General features: G+C 67.6%; 15 protein-coding genes. 9 read left to right on the top strand and 6 right to left on the bottom strand.

Annotation, left to right across the window (positions count from 1 at the left end; genetic code table 11):
* The first annotated feature begins 143 nt into the window (after positions 1-143).
* Positions 144-1115, top strand: a complete 972-nt coding sequence (locus ACK1X7_RS17565; RefSeq protein ID WP_413115324.1) for a DUF6602 domain-containing protein — start codon at positions 144-146, stop codon at positions 1113-1115.
* Between the two features lie 226 nt (positions 1116-1341).
* Here the strand turns inward: ACK1X7_RS17565 and ACK1X7_RS17560 are convergent, their stop codons facing one another.
* Positions 1342-4047 carry a Z1 domain-containing protein gene (locus ACK1X7_RS17560; RefSeq protein WP_413115323.1) on the bottom strand — a complete coding sequence of 902 codons (2706 nt, stop codon included), beginning with the start codon at positions 4045-4047 and terminating at the stop codon, positions 1342-1344.
* A gap of 119 nt (positions 4048-4166) precedes the next feature.
* Positions 4167-4814 carry a hypothetical protein gene (locus ACK1X7_RS17555; protein ID WP_413115322.1) on the bottom strand — a complete coding sequence of 216 codons (648 nt, stop codon included), beginning with the start codon at positions 4812-4814 and terminating at the stop codon, positions 4167-4169.
* A gap of 317 nt (positions 4815-5131) precedes the next feature.
* Here ACK1X7_RS17555 and ACK1X7_RS17550 point away from each other — a divergent pair, with 317 nt between their 5' ends.
* The 4 genes from ACK1X7_RS17550 (at position 5132) to ACK1X7_RS17535 (ending at position 10281) form a co-directional block, all read left to right on the top strand.
* On the top strand, positions 5132-5284 hold the full coding sequence (locus ACK1X7_RS17550; protein WP_413115321.1) for a hypothetical protein: 153 nt from the start codon (positions 5132-5134) through the stop codon (positions 5282-5284).
* A gap of 185 nt (positions 5285-5469) precedes the next feature.
* On the top strand, positions 5470-6180 hold the full coding sequence (locus tag ACK1X7_RS17545; protein ID WP_413115320.1) for a hypothetical protein: 711 nt from the start codon (positions 5470-5472) through the stop codon (positions 6178-6180).
* Positions 6177-8147 (top strand): ATP-binding protein, encoded by a 1971-nt coding sequence (locus tag ACK1X7_RS17540; RefSeq protein WP_413115319.1) that lies wholly within the window; start codon positions 6177-6179, stop codon positions 8145-8147. The genes ACK1X7_RS17545 and ACK1X7_RS17540 overlap by 4 nt, the downstream gene beginning before the upstream one ends.
* 31 nt (positions 8148-8178) lie before the next feature.
* Positions 8179-10281: a hypothetical protein gene (locus ACK1X7_RS17535; protein WP_413115318.1), complete on the top strand. Its 2103-nt coding sequence runs from the start codon at positions 8179-8181 to the stop codon at positions 10279-10281.
* Positions 10282-10398: 117 nt separating this feature from the next.
* Here ACK1X7_RS17535 and ACK1X7_RS17530 read toward each other — a convergent pair whose 3' ends face one another.
* The 4 genes from ACK1X7_RS17530 to ACK1X7_RS17515 all read right to left on the bottom strand — a co-directional run bounded on the left by ACK1X7_RS17530 (position 10399) and on the right by ACK1X7_RS17515 (position 13920).
* Positions 10399-11001, bottom strand: coding sequence for a hypothetical protein (locus ACK1X7_RS17530; RefSeq protein WP_413115317.1), 603 nt, complete (start codon positions 10999-11001; stop codon positions 10399-10401).
* Positions 11002-11461: 460 nt separating this feature from the next.
* A complete protein-coding gene (locus ACK1X7_RS17525; RefSeq protein ID WP_413115316.1) occupies positions 11462-11911 on the bottom strand; it encodes a hypothetical protein in 450 nt (149 codons plus the stop codon).
* Entirely contained in the window at positions 11908-13035 is a 1128-nt protein-coding gene (locus tag ACK1X7_RS17520; RefSeq protein WP_413115315.1) for a hypothetical protein, read from the bottom strand. The genes ACK1X7_RS17525 and ACK1X7_RS17520 overlap by 4 nt, the downstream gene beginning before the upstream one ends.
* Before the next feature lie 192 nt (positions 13036-13227).
* Entirely contained in the window at positions 13228-13920 is a 693-nt protein-coding gene (locus ACK1X7_RS17515; RefSeq protein ID WP_413115314.1) for a hypothetical protein, read from the bottom strand.
* A gap of 384 nt (positions 13921-14304) precedes the next feature.
* On the opposite strand from ACK1X7_RS17515, the gene ACK1X7_RS17510 reads away from it, so the two are divergent.
* From ACK1X7_RS17510 to ACK1X7_RS17495, 4 genes are all read left to right on the top strand, one after another.
* Positions 14305-14670, top strand: a complete 366-nt coding sequence (locus ACK1X7_RS17510) for a hypothetical protein (RefSeq protein ID WP_413115313.1) — start codon at positions 14305-14307, stop codon at positions 14668-14670.
* Between the two features lie 165 nt (positions 14671-14835).
* Positions 14836-14967, top strand: a complete 132-nt coding sequence (locus ACK1X7_RS17505) for a hypothetical protein (protein WP_413115312.1) — start codon at positions 14836-14838, stop codon at positions 14965-14967.
* An 85-nt stretch (positions 14968-15052) separates the two neighbouring features.
* Positions 15053-19534 carry an SNF2-related protein gene (locus ACK1X7_RS17500; RefSeq protein ID WP_413115311.1) on the top strand — a complete coding sequence of 1494 codons (4482 nt, stop codon included), beginning with the start codon at positions 15053-15055 and terminating at the stop codon, positions 19532-19534.
* Complete coding sequence (locus tag ACK1X7_RS17495) at positions 19531-20454, top strand: hypothetical protein (protein WP_413115310.1); 924 nt, start codon at positions 19531-19533, stop codon at positions 20452-20454. The genes ACK1X7_RS17500 and ACK1X7_RS17495 overlap by 4 nt, the downstream gene beginning before the upstream one ends.
* Positions 20455-20472: the final 18 nt, after the last annotated feature.

Genomic DNA, 20472 nt, shown 5'->3' with positions numbered 1-20472 from the left:
TGCTGACCCTTCTCGACATCGGACGACTTGATCAGGCTCAACGGCCAGGTGTCAGCGGCGTACTTCAAAGCATCGGCGCGTAGGCGAGCCTCCCCTCTCATTCACGCCAGAGTCGGGACCATCTACTGCTAGCGTCGCCGCGCATGACCGGTGGAGACGACATCTGCGCACAGCAGCAAAGAGCCTTGGCCGAGTTCCGTCGAATGGCCAACACCGTGATCCAGCTCGACAAGGCCTTCCACGACAGTGCCGACCTGCATCACGGCGACGACATCGGCTTCGAGCGCGAAGCCGCCCTGCTCTGCGCCCTGGGGTACCGCTTCGACGGCATCACTCTGCTCCAACGCCTCGGCATCGAAGATGCCACCACAGGCCATTGGTCCGAGCAGCACGACATCGCATTCGCTGACTACCGGGTCACCCCGCACCGCACACTCTCCAGCGGCCGGGTGCGCCTCGACCCGCGGGGCGTGCACGCGGTCATCGAAGTCAAGAGCCACCTGGACACACGCAAATTGGAGGAGTCGCTCAGCCATATCGCCACCGTGCAGGCAGCATCACGCCGCCGTGTCGGCGAACGCCACCTGAAGTTCCCCACAAGCGCAGGATTCGTGCCGTATGTTCCAATCTCGGGTGGCGTGTTCGGGTACCGCAGCCGACTGACCCTGGCCACTCTCGCGCAGAAGGTCACCGACTGGGTCTCGGGCCGGCCACCCGAGCATTGGCCCCACTTCATCACCGTCCTGGACCGCGGACACCTCATGTGGTGCGACCCGAACACCGGCGAAGCAGTCCCCCGCCCCCTTCCCGGTAGCGTCCTCATGCGACTTGAGAGGGCGGACGACACCGATCCCCTTGTCTCCCTGGTGGCTCACCTCCACGAACTGGCTCGCATCTGGCATGTCCCAGGCACCGAGTTGCACATGAAGCCGAACCCACTCCCCAACGGAATCGGTATCGGGGTCGCTGTGCGGCCGGCCGGCGTTCCTGCGCCTCCGCCGTGTATGCACTACTGCGCCAACTGCCACGGCACCGGACGCATGACCTATGACGAGCAGCGACAGATGCGGGATGCCGAGCAGCACAATGGGGAGCCGAGAAGGATCACCACTTGACTTCGCCGTAGCCGCTTGGAGCCGGATCCTGCGTGGTGGGATCTTGCCGGGCCGGGGTGCCTGCGCGCGTGCTGACCGGAGACCGACCCGCGCCATCGCCTGCGCCGCTTGCGGCCTCGCCGGCACCGGGCGGACGCGGGCGCATCCGTCACTCGGGCCTGGCCTGCTGCGCCTTTCGGCGCCGATCCGACCACCCCGCCATGCCTGATCGGCATGGCGGGGCGTGCTACACCGCGGAACTCAGCGGCTGGGGCGCGACGCGTTCCTCCGGTGGGCGGGTGAAAGCCAAGATCGGTGCTTCGGCACGGGATGCGTTACGAGGCGTGAATTTCACCAACGGGGAAGAGTCGTCGGTGGGCACCAGGTAACTGATTCCCATCACGAGGTCCTCCGGGCTCACCGCGTGCTGACCTCCAACCAGTGCGCCGCTCAGGCCCTGGTCCGTCATCGGGTGGAGGAACAGGACGCCTCGCCGGGGCGCAGGTTCTCCCTTCCGCCATGTAGACAGCTCAGGATCCGCCTGCGACCCCATGTCGACAATTCTCTCTCCGAGGCGGCGGTGACGTCGGTCCTCCAGCCGCAGAAATGCCTGGAGATCTGAACTCTGTTGCAGGGTCGACGGCAGCAAGGGAAATTCCACAGCCTGCTTCGTGGCGATTTCTTCGGTCTGCTGGGGCAGGATGACCACCCATTCGTCCAGCTGCCCCCGCAAGGACCGCAGGTACTGCAGATAGGGCCGAAAGGTATCCGGGCGCTGCCATCGCAGACGTTCAAGGACATCCAGCAGTTGTTCGTGGGAGACCACAGCGGCGCGGGCCGGGAAGGAGGATGGCAGCTGTACTGCTGTGCGGCGCCCACTGGCAGCAGGGGACGAGGGTTCTTCGTCCAGCATCCGCAGGAGGGGAAGCCAGGCTTGCGCGTTGTAGGCCCGGTCTGCCGCCCGTGCAGGATGAGCAAGATGCTCTACCCAGCGTCCGGGGCTGCGGATTTCCACGAGCTCGGCGTTGAAGATCCTGTCCTTCCTTGCCCGTGCACGCCACGGCGCGTGGTGGGCAACCAGCGCAGGCAGCTGAGCTGGTGTCAGAGGATCGTGCACCGAGTGGACGGCGATCTCACGCAGCCGAGCACGGAAGCCCTCCTCGGCTCGCCTCAGTTCCTCGAGCCGTTCAGCCTCCGCCACCAGCTCGGCCTTGCCGGTGTCGTGCCCGACATAGCAGTGAAGGAGATCCCGGTAGCCCTCTCGGTTGACGAACCTCTCGTTCAGCGTCAGCCTCCTCGCAGTCCGGCTCCCTTTGGGGTAGGCGAAGGTGATGGTCAATCCGGCAGGACGCAGCACGCGTGAGATCTTGGTCCCGGTGACGAGAACGCCCCACACCTCACGGTCCGCGAACTCTTCCTCGAGTTCGCGCCATTCCTCCTGCGCACCTGTAATCAGCTGCGGCAGTCGTGTCATGCGATCGGCGGCGGCACGAATGTAGGGCAGCAGATCTTCGAACGTATCCGGGGTGCAGTGTGCTTCGGGGTAGGCCGCAGGGTGCTTGAGGATGTCCTGTTCAAAGAGAGTCTTCAGCCGCGCCCTGTTGTCGCGATGGACGAAGGCTGCCGGATCCCACTGCCGGAGCAGCCTCCCCACAACCTGATGCTGGTCCACCAGTCGGTCACCGCCGTGTACCAGCATCGTGTGGTGCCGGTACGCGTAGCGCCCTGTCTCTTGCCTGTACAACTTCAGAGCGCCGGTCAGCACGAACATGTCCACGGCCTGGCACAGCAGGCGGAGAGCTGCGCTGCCCTGGCCGCCCCTGTCCGGCAGTGGTTCCAGGTCGCTCGTATCCACAACCCGTGCGCCGAGAGCCGGGTGAAGGCCGGACACCTTCACGGGTGTCCAGTCGGCCTCTTGCGAGGTCGGATCATTGGCCTCGTGGCCTTTGAGGTATTCAACGGCCGGGGGCAAGTAGGCGACGTAGTCGCGGGGGAAGAGCTCCTCTTCTCTGGTGGGGTCAACCAGCGCCCGAGCGAATGGCGTCGTGGAATATCTGACGTACTGGGCTCGTGGCAGGAGCTGGAGGAGTTCAGCCAGCTGTCTGTCTGTAGCGCTCTGCACGATCCCCTTGTTGTCCGTTGTCCAGTCGGCCGCCTCGTGCGGTTCTTCGTCAATCACGAGCGCCGGAAGCTCCGACAACGGTCCAGTGCTGGCTCGCAGGTCTCGAATGAGTTTGGACAACACATTTTTGTTTTTCTTCACGGCGAGCAGTCGTACTGGCGTGCGTCGGAGGTTGTGCAGGGAGTTCAGCGGCTGCCCAGGGTCAGGCTTGGCGAAATCCCAAGGATTTTCAGCGCTGTCCATGCTCCTGTAATCGTGGTCCAGCGTGGTCACCCGCATCACGCCGGGACGAGCCCTGGGAGCCGACCCCTGCGGGTTAGCCGTGGCTGTTGCTGCACCATCAAGCGGCCCGTCGTCCAGAAGAGCTTCCTCCAGGCGCTGCTGGACTTGGTGGCGCTGCAGGTTCAGCGGTCCGGTGACAACGATGACCAGGCGGTATCCAGCGTCGACCGCTTTGGCGATCGTCCCGATGAAGTTGGCCGTCTTTCCGGAGCCGACGCTGCCGACGACCAGTCCGCGGGTTCGCATGGCAACTGGGACTTCGGGGTTGGCCAGTTGCTTCAGGATGCTGCCGGTGCTCGCATCCAGCGCAGCGAGCTGGAGTTCTCCCCAGCCCTGGCCGTCCCTCAAGAAGCGCCGGTAGTCGCCCCAGAAGCCGTCGAGTCGCGGAGGCCAGGAGGAGCGGGCTGCTCGACCGATCACCAGGGGAGGCTCTGTGAACTCGTCGGGGGACGGTCCGGCAACCGATGATGCCTCAAGGAGTTCCAGGAACCGGACAACCTTGGCGTCGTTGGCGGAGGCCGGGGCGCCGCCGGCGAACAGGTGCTCCAAGCTCCGCATCCACTGAGCGCGGCGCGGTTCCGCTCCCCGCGGTCCAGCCATGTCATCGGTGAGCATGGCCAGTGCCCGACCGGCGCGCTGGCTCAGGGGGGTTGGGGTGTCGGAATGATTCATGAGGGCCTCCCGTCGGTTCCCTGTCCGCGTACCTGTTTGGTGAAGCGACCCCACGCCTTCTCGGCGGCTCTCGGCTTCATGCCGAGAACGTCGGCGATGTCGGCGGGTTTCATTTCCAGTTGATGTAGTTGGATCATGGTCGGGATCGGGGGGTCTGCATGACGGCCCAGCACCTCCAAGTCCATTCGGGCATCCGCCGCCCGGTACGGGTCTGTCGCCTCACGCTCGTCCACCCACTGGGCGATCTCACCGGTGAGGGACTGGTGTTCGCGGTCCCGCTCCGAAGCGGCCCAGGCCCGTGTCGCGTTGGAGAACTGCAGGGCGACCATGTTGAGAAAGAACGTCCGTAAGTTGGCTCCCCCGCTCGCGGACCACTCGCCTGCCACGAGGGCTCGTTTACGGAAGACCCTGACGGCCTCGAACAGCACATCCGAGGCAAGGTCATGGCGGGCGTTCTCATCGCGCCGCAGGTGGGCGCGCAGCGCTGATGAGAGAGTCGCCGGCCTGCCCGCGTCCATGGCCATGGCGAACAGGCGACCGTTCTCGATCCACTTCATCACGGTGCCGAGGCACCCCTCGAGCAGCCTGCCGCGGAACAGGTCCCACATCGGCCCGGTGAAGCCCTCCTGGCGGAGCATCGCCACGAGTAGCTCGTCCTGGACCAGTTGGGACTCATCCCGGTCGACGGGAGCGGCGGACGGCTCACCATCCCGCCGAGGGAGGGCCGGCTCCCCCTCGTCTGCGCCTGTCGGCTTCTCCCACCCCACGAACGGGCCTCCTCATGGATCGGCCCCTGGGGCGGGCCTCTCGCTCTCCTTGTAGGTGCGCCTTCGCGGAGACCCCCCCACCCCCACCCCGTGATGTGCATCACACAGCCTTGGCGGGTGGGGGCCTGCATCCGGCACACCTACACCTTCAGCAACAGGGACCGCACAGGTCCCGTGCACACAAGGAGCCGAGCGTGTCGACGCCCCCACCGCTGAGCACCCGCACCGTCATCATCCTGGCCCTCGCGACGGCGGCGGGAGTAGCCGCCTACCGAAGTCCGGCCTGGGGGCTGGGGATCGCGACGGCCACCGTCGTGTACGCCTTCCTCTCGGCGCACATGCAGTGACGCGTCGGCCCGTGCTGGCCGAGCCCGGGTGCCGGGCCCGCGGGAGGAGTCCGTCTGGCAGGCGAGGAAGAACGCGTCGCGGAGCAGAGTGTCAGAAGGCGGCGCGGACGCGGCGGCGGGTCGGGCAGTTGTCCACGACGGCGCGAGGGGCTTCCTGATCGATCGGCGGGGGATAACTTAGTGCGGTGGACGATCAGGCTGCTGCATCACAGGACGACGCCCCCATCACGAGCCGGGAGCAGGACGCCGTACGGATCCTGCTCCTGATCGACGGCGCGAGCGAGACTCCGGCCGGAGCCGACCTCGCCGACCCGGGGCTCACGGACGCGGTGGGCGTTGTCCGGACGCAGGTGAGGCTGCAGAAGCTGGACTTTTGGCTCCGCAATCCGGACTACCTGGCCGATGAGTTACTCACCGACTACGAGAGCAGCCGGGAGCCAGGCCTCCTGCGGTGGGCCGGCAGGATTCTGGACTCCGAGGAGCCGGAGGTCCGCCGCTACCCGATGCTGCGACACCACTTCGGCGCGTACGAGCCACTGGACGACGCCCTCGCTGTGCTGCGCAGTGCCGGTCTTGTGGTCCGGCGGCGCCGGGGCACGGTCAACCGCGTACGCCAGCACGACTACTACCTGCTGAGCGCCGGCCGGCAGGTGGTGCAGGACATCGTCAGCGCCGCACCCGAATTCACGTACTACGTCGACAGGGTTGCCCTGGTCATCGCTCTCGCCGACGGTCTGGGAGGCAGCGACTTGAAGGCCCGGCAGTATCTGCAGCGCGAGTACGCCGAGACAGCGCGTGGCACACGGATCGGTTCTGTGAGCACACAGGCACGGCAACGACTGGATAGGTTGCGAGCTGAGGCCGAGATGAACAGCGTGGGGGCGGGGGAATCGTGAGGGGCACTGAGGCGTCACTGGAGTCCAGGATCGCCGTCGTTTCGGGTGCGACCGTCGACAATGTCCGCGACGTCTTCAACACCTACGGTCTTCCGCTGGTGAACACTCCGGCCCGGCCGCGGGGGCTTCGGCTGCATCGGCTGCGGGTGGCGGGCGTACGTACAGGAAGCCTTGATCCCGGTCGCTTCGACACGACCTTGCGGTTCTCCTCGGGGCTCACGGCCCTGGTGGCCGCGAACCTGAAGGGCAAGACCAGTGTCCTGGAGCTGATCACCTGGTGCCTGCGCGGTGTTCCCCGGGGTCTGCAGGCCGGAGTGCGGCACTGGCTGACCGAGTTGGACCTCGACGTGGTGGTCGCGGGGCAGCCGATGGGCTTCCGGCTCGACCTCATGGACGGGGAGATCACTTCCGCTGTCGTTCTGACGTCCCCCGACGTCCAGACGCTGGAGGCCGTGCGTACGCCCGATGCGGCGCGCGACATCACGCCCGCGGTCAGGGCCAGCAGTTCGGACAGCTTCGCCAGTCAGGTCCAGGCCCTGATGATGGACCGGCTCGATCTGCAGCCCCTGGTCAACAGCTTCAACGAGACCGGCACGCAGACGCACGGGTGGCCGTCGTACTACGGGTCGATCTACCTGCCCGCCGGTGGGGACAAGGCGCTGCTGGGAGACCAGCCCATGGGCGGTCTGGCGGGCCGGCTCTTGCAGGTGTTCCTGGATCTTCCGGCCGCGGCGACCCTGACCCGCGTCAAGACTGCCTACGACGTGCGCACCGCCGAATACAAGCACCGTCGCATCGCGGCGGAAGAGGCGGTGAGCGCACGCCAGGCCGAGCGGGAGCAGGTCGAGGCCGACCTGGCCGCGGCTCGTGCACAACTTGCGGCCCTTGGTCCGGCGGACGATGGCAAGTCGCTCGCCGAACTGGCTGCGGAGGCAGCCGAGCTGGCCCGTCAGGTCGCCAACTTCCAGGACGCCTGGGAGGAGTTGATGCAGGTACACCGTAGGGCCCGCAAGCAGCGGCAGCGCGATGCAAAGACCCTCAACGATGTCACCGAGAGTGCCACTGCGCGTGTCCTCTTTCACGGGCTGGACCCCAAGGCCTGTCCCCGCTGTGATCAGGAGATCGCTGAAGACCGCAAGTCCGAGGAGCGGGACACTCACGCATGCGCCGTGTGTTTGCGCCCCGTGGCGGGGGACGACGAGACGCCCGAGGAAGTCACCGCCGAGGCCAGCCAACGGCTGTCCGAGTCCACCGTCGCGGAGGACGAAGCACGCGAGGCGCTGGAAGAGGCGGAGGCAGCCCTTGCCCGCCTCACCGACGATCTGGCGGCCGTCGAGGACCAGCTGCGAAGCGCCCGCGCCGTCACACAGCTGCCGGAGCGGCTGCTGGCGCAGGAAGCGGTGCTGCGGCTGGAGGGCGCGCTGTCGGTGTTCCCGCAGCTTCCGGCGGTGGCCGAAGACCTGGTCGAGCAGACGACCATCAAGGTTCTGGCGGCCGGCACCCAGGTACTCGAAGGTGACAGCAAGAGCGCAGCTGCTCTCCTCTTCGCGGAGGTCGACAAGGAGGTCCTGCAGCTCGGGCGCAGGTTCGGCATCACCTCTCTGGAAGCAGTGGAGATCGACCGCGCGGCCCGGCTGAAGGTCGTCAAGGACGGCGGCGTCAAGGACTGGTTCAGCAAGCAGAGCGCGGGTGAGCGGCTGCGCCTGCGCATCGCTGTGGTGATCGCGCTGCTGCGGGTAGGAGCCAGGCACGGGATCTCCACGCATCCCGGTCTGCTCCTGATCGACAGCCCGAAGGCCGAGGAGGTCCAGGATCTGGATGCCCACACCCTGCTGCGGGAACTGTTCATCCTGGCGGCGGAATCCGACCTCCAGGTGCTGATCACTACGGCAGACTCGGGGTTGGCCCACGACGTGCTCCGAGACGATCGCATCCTGGAAGCCGCAGCAGGCAAACCGTTGTGGTGACGGTGAACACAACGCCGGCGGGAGGTCCGTCATGACGCAGCTCGCCGGCCGATTGAGCGATCTGGCGGGCTCCGGCCAGATAATCACCTTCGAAGCGGTAGGTCTGCCCGAAACCGTGGTGCACGGTGAAGTCGAAGAGGTCGCGTCCGGCCCCTACGCGCCGCTGCTCGCTGAGGCCATCACCCACGCCTTCGACCACGACGATCGCGTATGGGACCAGGCGGCGGCACAGTTCTCTACTGGCTTTGCCAAGCAGCTCAGCGTCCTGCACCTGACCTCGGCTCTGGAGACACTGCTCGGCAGTACGAACACGGCGAAGGCCCTGGCCAAGCCCCTCAACGGAGCACTCCTGACCGGCCTTTTCGAGGCAGTCCAGTCCGTGCCGCTTGTGGCGGCCGCGCGGCTGGAGGGAGCGGTCCGGCTCGCCGTTTCCAAGATGGTGAGCCCCATAAGGGTGTGGGGCACCCTCGAAGAGCTGGACGCACACAGCCCGGAGGACTTCCTCGAGCGTCTTCCGCGCATTCTCGGTCTCGCCCTGGACTGCTGGTCTAGGGACGAACAGGTCATCACCGAGACCGTGCGCGCTCTGCTCACGCAGCTCGCCGCCGACGAAGCCAGCGACGTCGATGCCTTCGTAGAACTGGGCTGCGACCACCTGCGATCCGCTTTGTCCGCGCAGTCGTTGGACAAGGTCAGTGAGCACATCACCACCGCCCGCCAATGGTTCAACGCGGCCGAGGCCGCCGAGGAAGCCCGCCATGACGCCCAGGCCTATGCCGCCGTCTGCGATGCCGTCCTTGCCTTCACCGCCGGCAACGCGACGGCGCTCGCCGCGGCGGCGGCGCGCCTGGAAGCAGCACTGCAGCACCGGGACGCGGGGCACTGGGGCATGCATCAACCCGCATGGCTGCAGCCTCAACTCGCGGCGGAGGTGGCCTGGGGGCGGCTCGTCCTGCGCCTGCACCGTACCGCGGAACTCCTGCAGGACGACGTCTGGATGGAGCCGTGGACGGCCCTGGACGATGTCCTGAACGCCTACAGCGCGGCCCGCACGGTACGCCCGCTGGGCAGTCGAGACGGTACAGGGCTCGCTCTGCTGGTCGAGCCCGCAGTGGAAGACTCATTCCTGCGGCGCCAGGCGCTGCTGGCTGCGCTGCGCCGAGCCGCGTCGGCACCCGAACAGCACCCCGGGACCGGCTTCGACCACCCCACTGCCGCGGCTCTGGTGGCCAACATCGACCGCCGGATTGCCTCCACGGCGGCGCAGGCCAGCCGTGAAGCCCACACACCTACTGGGGACGGCGCGGATGAGAGCGGCCCCTCGGAGAATGACGTGGAACGCGCGTACCGGTTTGCGCCCACCACCGTCAAGAAGCTCGGCATCGGCTTCATCTCCGCCATCGCACGCAACATCAGCGACGAGGGCCTGGCGAAGATCGACGGCCTTACCCACACCGAGGACCTCGCCCGGCTGCGCAACTCCGATCCCGTCGTGGTGCCCCTGCTCAACCGGTTCCTGACACAGCTGAGCGCCTTCCCCGACTTCACCGGGGAGACACGGCGCACGTTCTCTTTCCTGGTCGAGCAGACCTTGCTGTTCCTCAAAGCGGCAGCCGATCTCGATACCGCTACCGCGTTCGGCGAGGGCCGCTTCGACACCAACAACAAGAAGGTCCGGATCCGGGACTACCGGCGCCGCTTCGACAAAGCCGACGGGGATGCAGTCCCCGTGGAGAACGATCTCCAGCACCACTTCTTCCAGTGGCTGCTCAGCGGGCAGCTGGGTTCTTTGGCCCAGGTCGAGCCCATCAACCAGGCACTCGGCCGAGCCGACGTCCTCGTCAGCTTCGGACCTCTCCGATACCTGACAGAGATCAAGAAGAACCCCACGAGCAGTGAACGGGACTATCTGGAAGGGAAGTACCTGGCGCAGGCAGCCGAGTACAGCAACACCAACGTCCCGTTCGGCCAGCTCCTGGTGCTCGACCTGACGGAGAAGACCAAAGACGGCAGCCTTCGCGTGGACGAGCTCGCCTGGGTGACCTCGCACCGGCCCCCAGGCGCCACCGTGGACCGCGCCGTCGTCGCGGGCATCGTCACCGGGAACCGCTTCACCCCAAGCGACTTCTCATAGAACGGAGTCGGCCAGCACGCCCGGAAGTCCCGCGGATGCCTCCGGCGGCCCCCGGACTCATCCGGACGTGGGTCTTCCTCAGCCCATCGCGGCAAGGCCGCACGAGGGCGATCTCCTCTACATCAGCAGAGAACTGCCGGATCCGCGCTCGCCGTGGACCACGCGCTGCCATACCGGCGTGGGCACCTGCGCCACCAGGAGAGTGCCCAGCGCGTCCACACCGTCCTCACGGACCAGATCGGACGCCTCCTCCTCCACGGGGAAGTCGCCCTGCAGAGCGTCGCAGTGCTGGCACCCGTTGCTCAGGTAGCGCGCGCTGACGGTGGAGCTCCACCGCGGCTTGATCGACTCGGCGATCCCCTCGAACCGTGCGTCGGCCAGCAGCGGCTTGATCCACGCCCGCGCGTCCCCGTTCACCCAACGGGCCCAGCGGTCAGTGCGGGCAGGACTCGACGGGTACAGCCCGACCACACACACGGTGCTCTCCTTGCACTTCCAGCACTCCCGGTTCAGCGCCAGAATCCGCAGGGAAATCGTTGCGGCGCACCCGGGCGGCACCGCATCCGTAATCCAGTGGTCCGTGCCGAACTGGTCGCTCTCGTCCCAGCGTTCACACCGGAACGCGACGACCTGGCACACCGGGCACTGGACACCCCGCTTGCCGTCCTCGTCGGGAACCAGGACACCGGCCCCGGCCTCCACCTGGACCGAACACTCCATGCACGGGCCCGCGAAACGATTGGCCGCGGAGCCTGCCGCTGCGCCATCAGGAGGCTGCACGGCGGCCGCCCCGCCTTCCTTCGGAGAATCGACCGGGCAGTACACCTCCCACCGGCCCTCCTGCCGGACGCGGACACCGGCGCCGGCCTGCACGTATACCGTGCAGTGCCCCGCCGCGCACACCGCCGCGTATTTGTTCGAAGGCAGTCGGCCCATGCCCCGCTCCCCACGTCCCTCGATCGGCCACGATCCGCCGGTCCCGGGCGCTCTACGCGGGCGGCCCACTCACAGTAGCCACCACCAGTTCGCGCGGTGCACCCGCACCGGGCTCACGTTCCGGACGTCGGGTGCCCCGTACATTGCCGCCCTGCGGCGATGGGGTGGTACAGCCGAGATGGGGTCGCGATCGCCGAGGCTTGATGGCGGTAGCGGGTAGCGATGCCCTGGGCAAGCGGCGGAGTCATTGACGTTGACGAGGGCCGCGTGGGCGGATGGGGGTGACTGCGGTCGCAGCATCCTTGTCGAGTTGCTGCCGCAGTGCTTCGTTGTCGTGGAAGAGAGCGGCGATCGCGGTGTGGGCCGCCTTCAACTTCCGCTCCAGGAGCGTGCATTCCTGGGTCTTCTTGGTGAGTCGCTTCTTGAGGTCGGCGATAGCAGCGTCGCGTTTGGCCTCACCGGGAGTTGTCTTGCCGTGGGCGGCGAGGTGTGCGTCCCATTCGGCCAGGATCGCATGTGCGCGGTTCATGGTCGCTCGGCTGACCTGGGCCTCTTTGTAGAGGTTCTCCTTCGTGAGGCGGCCGTCGGTCCGTTGCGGACGCCCCTCGAACAGGCGGTGCATCGCCGCTCGGAGGGCGCCGGCAGTCTTGGGGCTGACCTGGTCTTCAAGATCGCCTTCAGGGCGTTCGGTCACTGGGCTCCGCCCGCAATCTTGAACACGTTGCGGGTGATGTCGAGTTCGCGCTCGGCGAGGTCACGGCGGCAGGTAGGGGTGGAGGGGGCGTTGATGAGTTGGAGCTGTTTACGCTGGTGGGAGTCGTAGATGGGCAGGTGTTCGGGGCCGATCATGCTGTTGGCGCATCTGTCCGGCCGGCACCGTTCGTCGAGGGGACCGATGTGTCCTTCGGGGACGATCGCGTTCTCAAGGCAGACGGCGCCGACTGGGTTGGTGTGATCGGCGGTGCAGTTGTTGAGCATGCCAAAGCGGATATGGATCCTGGTCGTTCGCAGGAGAGCCTCGGCGGTGCGGGCGTCGCCGTTGCGGGCCTTGACGGTGGCCGTGATCTGGTCGAAGGCATCCTTGACTCGTTCGGCGCCGGGTCCGAATCCGATCTCCTCGCCATCGGCATGACGCTGGTAGAGATCTTTGATCTTGCGGAACTTGACGTTGTCGAGGGCGTCTTCCAGGTATTGGGCCCACTCGGCGTCGGACGCGGCATAGCTCTGGGTGGTGGCGTTGGCGAGGGCCAGCGCGGCGATGTGCTTGAGCTGGATTCCGGTGGCGATCTCGGAGCCGGGGAACTGGTCGGTGAGCATCGCCATGGTGCGGCGGAACATGTGGGGGCGGATGTAGGTGGTAGGGATCTCGTCGAGCCCGGTCGAGGCCCGGTTGGCATTCACAAAGGTCACGAACGCCGCCAGCAACCTGACGCCGAGGATGGTGCCGTCCTGCTTGTCGGCGCTGACTGGGGAGAAGATGCGGCCAGGGTGAAGGGAGACCGCCTCGGCGACTGCGAGGGCCTCGACGACGGGTTCGGAGATCCACCAATGCTTGGCGGGGCGGTGAGTGGTGCCCTTGATCTTCGTGGAGGAGATCGCGGGGGTGCTGTAGTGCTCGACGACGGGCTCCCGCAAGATCTCGTGAATCTCCGAATCGCGCATCATGGAAAGGCCCACGACCAGTGTGAATGCGGCATCGCGCAGTGCCGTTTTGACCAGCAGGCGGTCCAGAACAGTCTCGACCGTCCCAGGCCATGGCCACCGGCGGCTCCCGCACACCAGCACCCGCGGATCCTCCAGCACCAGAGTCTTCACCACGCCTCGATTGGGGTGTCCATCGCCAATGAAGTGGGCTGGGCGTCTTCTCCCAGCCTGTGAAGCCCAGAGTCGTCGGAAGGGAGAACCTGCGGCAACTCGGCTCGCACGGGCCCGATGGTCAGTGCACTGGCCTTGCTCCGGCCCCGCACGCCGTTGGCGGAAGCCGCAGCGGACTGAAGCTCGGGCCCGGTGTCAGGAGCCGAGGCTCGTCTTGATCTCCGATTCCCAGACGGTGTAGGCGCGGTCGACATGCAGGGCCGCCAGAAACGCGGACAACCGGTCGTCCTCCGCATCGGCCAGCGCATCGCGGACGAGGACGGAACGCGCCTGAGCCAGCTGGTCCTTCACCCGCCACCACTGCCGGTCGACCCCGGTCTTCTCCTGGACCGTCTCGTACAGGGCCTGCAACGCGTACCGGACCGAGCGTACGTCGCCGGGAGCCACGTCCAGGCGGGGGATGGTGGGGTCGAGGAAGGTCCGGCCCCAGGTGTTGATCCGTACGACAATCCGCCGCAACGAGACCCCCGCCACCGGAACGCTGAAGGCCGAGCCGTCAGCGTCAGGCTCCTGGCCCGGATGGGCCGGAGCGTTCGGCGTCAGGGCGAGCAGGCCAGCCTGTTCCAGCAGCCGGGCCATGGGCCCGCAGGCGTCTTCGACCTGGTGGAATGGGCAGTACTCCGGGGTCAACGCGAGACCTTTCACACCGTGGCGGGCGGTAGAGCCGGTCATGCTACGCCAGAAAATCCGTCGCCCGACACGCCCGCTTTCGCAGCTTTCAGTCGAATCGCGGCTAAGCTGCGTGTGCAGCGCTTCGGCGCTGATTTTTTGCAGCGTGGGCGGTGTCGGCGTGTACATCGGTGTCGGCATCGCCGCGCTGCGGTACAAATCGCCTCCATGTCGAGGACTACCCCCACCCCGCCCAAGCCGGCACGCGTGATCGCACGCAGGCGTAACGGCGCCCCCCGGCGTGTCGAGATCTCCGCCCAGGAGGTCGAGGAAGCCTTCCGGCTCCTGCAGCACGTCCCCGCCCCTGAGGCCCGTCAGCTGCGGGACAAGTTCGAGGCCCTTCTGCGGCCCGTGTGCTTCTGGGCGTCGTCGCGCACGGGGCGCCACTCCAACTACCCGGCATGGGGTCCGTGCGGGGTGTTCGTCAGCGCCCCGAACCAGCGTTGCGTCGAGCATCAGTGGCCACTACCTGATGGCGTCCCGGATCCTTTCCCGGAACGGTGCACCGTGACGTTGGACGAGGAACTTAACGACTCTCGGTGGGTGGAGTACTCCGGCGGGCTGCGCTGCCCCTTCAAGCGGCGCACGGGAAGCGAACGGTGCGCACATCACGATCCGCGCGAGGGTGAACTGTGCGGCCACACAGTGGAGGACGGCGACACATGTGCGACCCCCGAGGGGGTCTTCGCCTGCCACACCCACCGGTGGGTGAGACTCGCGGACCTCAAATGTGAGCTCGAAGAGTTGCCGCTGACTGCGGAATGCGGCTACTGCGATGCCGGCTCGGGCGAGAGTTGCACGAACAAGAATGGCCAGGCGGTCGCATTCCACAAGAAGCGCGTCAACGCACTTCAGGGCTCACCGGAACATCAGGAGCTGGCCGACACGATCGAGTGGCTTCGCCTGTGAGCGGTTCAGCAGCGTTCCTGTCGTACGGCCGGCTGCCGGAGCAGGGACCTGCGTGAGGTGGCGCTGTGCGCCGTCCTCCTGGCAGGTGAACCGCACGGTCCCGACGTTCCGTCCCCCGAAAGAGTCGGTCGCCGCAGATGTGTTTGGTTCTCTCTGCTGGCCACCGTGCGCGAGAACGTGCTGGTCAACGGCATCCTGCTCTATGCCGCGGCGGATCTCGCCTGCCCGAGAACGGCCATGTTGAAGGTGCTTTGCTATCGACCGCCCTATTTCCTCGTGTTTCTCCGTGAGGGTTGAGATGGCCTCCGTACCACCACATCCGTCGAGTCCTACCGTTCGTGTGCCGCATCCCGCGTCCGGTTCCCGAGTTGATCTCGAGTCGGTGGATCCCCATGTGTTCTCCCGGCTGTTGGAGGCAGCGTGGGAGAACCGCCATGTGCCCACCGAGCTCGCTGCCGAGGCCGCCGCGCGTGGAGGCTCCGGGCGCCTCGGCATCAAGGATCTGCGCCTGCTGTTGATGCGGGCATCGTCGCTCCCGTCCGCCCAGGCGGCAGTCTCCGGCGCGTGGGCGATCGTCTCGGCCCGCCCTGAACTGGCCGCCTCCGTGCTCCACACCCACTGCCAGGACATCGGGATCCCGTCGGCGTTCGTGATCCGCGAGGTGCCCGGCTCGAACCCGCAGCTGTTCAGCGCTCAAGCCGGGTGGCGGCAGCCCGGTGCGAACGCCCACGGCGCCGTGGTGACACGCCCCAGCCGCAAGGCCGCCCATCAGAGCGCGGCCGTGAGCCTGCTCGGCCACCTCTGCGGAGCCGAACCGGTCGATCAGGACAGCACCCTGTCCGGATGGGTGCCGGCCGGCCGCTTCTCATCGGCCTCACCACCGGCCCAGGCCCGCGACGTGTCCTTCCCGACCCGCCTTCAACAGGCTCTGGACCGCCCTCAGATTGCGCCCGCGGAGGTGGCCGAGATCGTGCTGCGGATCAACGCGGGAGAGTTGATCCCGCGCGACCTGCACGCCGTCTTGTTCACGGCACGGGCCACAGCGTGGCAGCCGGCCCGCGAGGCGGCCCTGGCGGCGGCTCACGATCCCGCCGTCGCCGTGGCGGTGCTGACTCTGCACCAGTCACTGCGCTACGGGCCGACACCTTCCTATACGGAAGAGGTGCGCAAGAGCGAGCCGGGTCCGCCGCTGTTCAGGATGCGTGGGACCTGTGTTGTCGACGGAGAGGAGGTCAGTGAGCTCGGTCCGTGGCGCAACAACAAGCGGCTGGCGCGCGGAGCTACCGCACTTCGGCTACTGGCCCAGCTGGCCGGTCTGCCGGTGCAGGCGCCCCTGCCGGTCCAGGCTGCGGGGCCGCGCCCGACGGCGGGCAACGGGCATGCGTCGCAGAAGGATCCGCAGCAGCAGCTGAAGGTACTGGCGGAGTCCGGGGTGATCAGCGAGCTCGTCTTCACGAGCGCCCCCGGCATCACGGGGCTGGAGCCGTTGTTCGTGTGCGTCGCCGCCTGCGTGCACCGTGGTGAGCTGCTCACCGTCACCGGGCGGGGGCTCGGCCGCGCCAGTACGCGGTCGGGGGCTGCGCGTCAGCTGCTGGAGAGCGTTCAGCGTGCCGTGAAGGCGGGCCGCGGTCTGCGCATGGGCCGTATCCCGGTGCCCGAACTCGGCGGCAAGAACCCGCTGATGCTCCTGAATGAGCTCAAACAGACCGGCAAGATCATCAAGTTGAGCATCGAGGACCCCACCAAGGCCCCCGCCGGGTTCGCCGCACGGATCACCTGCAAGGTACACGCGGAGTGGCTGGAGACCCTCGGCCACGGGCCCAACAAGCGCGACGCGCAACGCCAGGCCGCCGAGGCGATGATCGAACTGCTGGCCACTCCGTCGGAGGGCCCCAGTGATGCGCGCAGTGTTCCCGCAGCCCGGGAGTCGGAGGCGGCGGCTGCTGGTGCGGGCGGCGTGGGCTCCCACCGGAGTCCGGCCGGTCCCCTCGCGGACCGCGACGCAGCGGCAGCCGCCGAGGACGCGCTGGTCGAACTACTGCGGCAGGGCCTGGAGATCACCATTGATCTGCAGGGCGGGGCCGGCCGTTTCCTGCTCTACCGGGCCGACGGGACCCCGGTGGCTGCCTCCTGTCACAAGCCGATCAGACGCTGCACGGCCGATCTCGTCCTGCCCGGCCAGGGCCTCGCGGTCGGCCCCCGGCCGGTGGACTGCTGGCAGGTGCCCTTACGGCTGCTGGCCAACGCCATGGCCCGGACATCCGACGGTGACCATCTCGCCCCGTCCGTGCAACTGTGGCATCAGGCGATCCGGTTGGGGCTGTCCGTGGTGGCCGACGGCCGGGTGTATCCGACGTTGGACAACCACGGTGTCGACGTGTGGCGCCTGGGACCGCTCAACGAGCACGAACGCCACCGCGCACGGCAGTTGCGGCAGGCCATGGTTCCTGCCGCGCACTGCGGTGCGGCCACCGACACCCGGCCCTACCAACTGTGGGCGCCGCGCGTCGCGGTCCGCGCCGGGCTCAATGCCGTCGCCGAAGCGATGCTGCGCGGCCCCGGCACCTCCGCGGTCCTCGGGAACATGCCCTTCGCCACCCCCATTCCGCGCCAGCAGCGCAGTGCCGCACTGCACCAGTGGGCCGACCGCGCAGAGGACGATCGCGCCGAGATGGCGCCGGTGGACTTGAAACTGTCTGTACACGCCCCGAAGACGTCCAGCCCCGACGACACGGAACTGCTGTGGGCCGAACTGCTGGTCGCCCAGCCCACCGCGGACAGCCGCAAGCAACAGCTGTTCCAGTCGGTTGCCAAGATGTCCGGCGACGAGACGCTGGTGGGGCACATCCGCCGGCGGCTGCGGCGTATCGCCGAGGTGTGGGAGCCAGCCGGGCGGCTCCTTCAGTGCCCGGTACCCGACCGGTTCACGCTGCTGGCCAGCGAGGCCGTCCTGCTGCTGGGCGCCACACGGGACCACCTGGAACGGGCCGGACTGAGCGTGTACTGGCACCAGCAGTGGACCAGTCTGCTGCGCACACGAGTCGTGGTCGGGGCAGAAGCCGATACATCCGCCGCTGTGCCGAGGCCGCGGTTCTCCCTCGACGACGTGCTGGACGGCCGGTGGCAGCTGTCGCTCGGCGACGCCGACCTCTCCGACCAGGAGATGGACGACATCGGCCAGACACCACGGCCGCTGGCCAAGGTCCGCGACCAGTGGGTTCTCGTTGACGAAGACACCGCCCGCCGTGCCGCCCATCGCCATATCGGCCCGATCTCCTCGGACCAGGCCCTGCGCGCATCCCTGACCGGGTCCATCGACATCGACGGCCAGGACGTGCCGTGCGAGCCGACGGCCTCTCTTGCCAGCCTCGTGGACTTCCTGCGCACCGGCTCCCGCGCCACGCCCGTCCCGGAGCCGGGAGCCCTACAGGCAACCCTGCGCGACTACCAGCAACTCGGCCTGGCCTGGCTGGCGAACACCACCGACGCGGGCTTCGGCGCGCTGCTGGCCGACGACATGGGCCTGGGTAAAACGCTGACCGCTCTCGCACTGCACCTTCACCGCAGGGAAACCGTCGCGGGCGCCATGGGGCCGACCCTGATCGTCTGCCCCGCCTCCGTCGTCATCACCTGGGAACGCGAAGCCCACCGGTTCGCCCCGACCGTGTCGACCCTGCGCTACCTGGGACCCGACCGCACCCTCGAAGACGCCACCTCCCGCACGATCGTCATCACCAGCTACGAGACACTCCGCCGCGACATCGACCTGCTGGCCCTCATCTCCTTCGACCTCGTCGTCGCCGACGAAGCCCAGATGGTCAAGAACCACCGCACCGCCACCGCCCGCGCTCTGCGCCGCGTCAAAGCAGGCGTCCGGGTGGCCTTGACCGGCACCCCGGTCGAGAACAACCTCACCGAGGCATGGGCCCTCATGGACTGGCTCAACCCCGGACTGTTCGGCACCCAGCGCGTCTTCCGCGACCAGTTCGCCCGCCCCATCGAAGACAACATCGCCGACAGCGAGCGCACCGCACGTCTGTCCGGCCTCATGAGCGCGTTCATGCTGCGCCGCCGCAAGAGCGACCCGGGCATCCTGACCGAGCTGCCGCCCAAGGACATCCGACAACGCGTCGTCAGCCTCACACCTGAACAGATCGCGCTCTACCAGCAGACCGCCGACGACACCTTCCAGGAGATCCGCGACGCCCACGGAGTGCACCGCAAAGGCCTGCTGCTGGAGCTGTTCAACAAGCTGCAGCAGATCTGCAACACCCCCGCCCAGTACCACAAAGACTCGCTGGAGGACGAGTACGACCCCGAGCAGGCCGCAGCCCGGTCCGGCAAGATCGGCGCACTCGACGACCTGCTGCCCACCCTGACCGCGCCCGAAGAATCCACGCTGATCTTCACCCGGTACCGGTCCATGGCCAAACTTCTCCTCCGGCACCTGAGCAGCCACGGCCACAACCCGCTCTACTACAGCGGCGACATCCCCTCCGTCCGCGAACGCCAGCGAATCATCGACACCTTCCAGGCCCGCTCCGGCCAGCTCATGGTCATGACCGTCAAAGCCGGCGGCACCGGCCTCACCCTCACCCAGGCCAACCACGTCGTGCTCTTCGACCGCCCCTGGAACCCCGCCAAGGAAAGCCAGGCCATCGACCGCGCCCACCGTCTGGGCCAACAGCGCACCGTCACCGTGCACCCCCTCATCACAGAGAACACCCTCGAAGACCGCGTCGACGAACTCCTCAAACACAAACGGGCCCTCGCCGACGCCGTCCTCGCCGACGGCTACTCCGCCCTCACCGAACTCACCGACGACCAGATCATCGACCTGATCGCCCTGGGAGCACAGCGATGACCCCGAACACATGGGCCCTCACCTGGGAGACCCTCCTGCGCGCCGCCATCAGCGACGAGGCCCTCTGGCTCGCCGGCCACAACGACCTGTCCGCAGGTGGCCTCACCCACCTCACCCTCACCCCCGGTCGAATCAGCGCCACCGCCACCGACCGGCACCACAGCACACCCGCCCACCCCACGATCACCCTGCCCGTCCTCACCGACGACCAGCTCACAGCCTGGCAAGCAGCCGCACCCACCTGCGGCCACCACCAAGCCATCCGCACCGGCAAGCTCCCCGAATGCCTGACCAACCCCGAGCACACAGGCGGCGTACCCACCCAGCCCGCGCCTGAAGAGATCACCCTCAGCTGTGGTTGCGGAAGCTCACCGTGCCGCCACATCGCCGCCCTCACCCACGCCGTCACTGCACGCCTGACCACCCGCCCCACCGACTTCGCCACACTGCGCGGACTCCCCGAACACCCCGCACAGCACCCCGCCACCGGTACGGACCAGCCGGTCATCACCACCCGCACGACGCCCGGCGGAAAGATCCACATCCCCGCCCACCACGCCTGGGCCTGGTACCGCGAATGCGCCGAACCACCCCTGCTGCCCACCTACACGACCGAACTGACCGACGAAGTAGCGCCGGACCTCCCGGCCCTGCCAGCTCCTCCCGCACCCGCGCCCGAGCCGGAACAGATCCACGCACTCATCAGCGACGCCGCGTCACAGGCGCGGGCACACCTACGCAACGCCACTCGGCTGGAGTGCGCACTGCACGAAGACACACTCCGCCTCGCCGCCGCCATCCCCGGCGTCCGACTCCCCGAGACAGCCGAGCGACTGGGCATCGACATCGCCGACCTGAGAGAACAAATCTCGGCGTACGCACACACCTGGGGTGGCGCCCAACAGACACTTTGCGAGTGATCTGTGTCACATACTGTC

The organism is Streptomyces sp. CY-1 (genome assembly GCF_047218265.1).
In the GTDB taxonomy this organism is placed as follows: domain Bacteria; phylum Actinomycetota; class Actinomycetes; order Streptomycetales; family Streptomycetaceae; genus Streptomyces; species Streptomyces niphimycinicus.
Note: the sequence above shows the minus strand (reverse complement) of the source record. Positions and strands in the feature narration are given on the sequence as shown.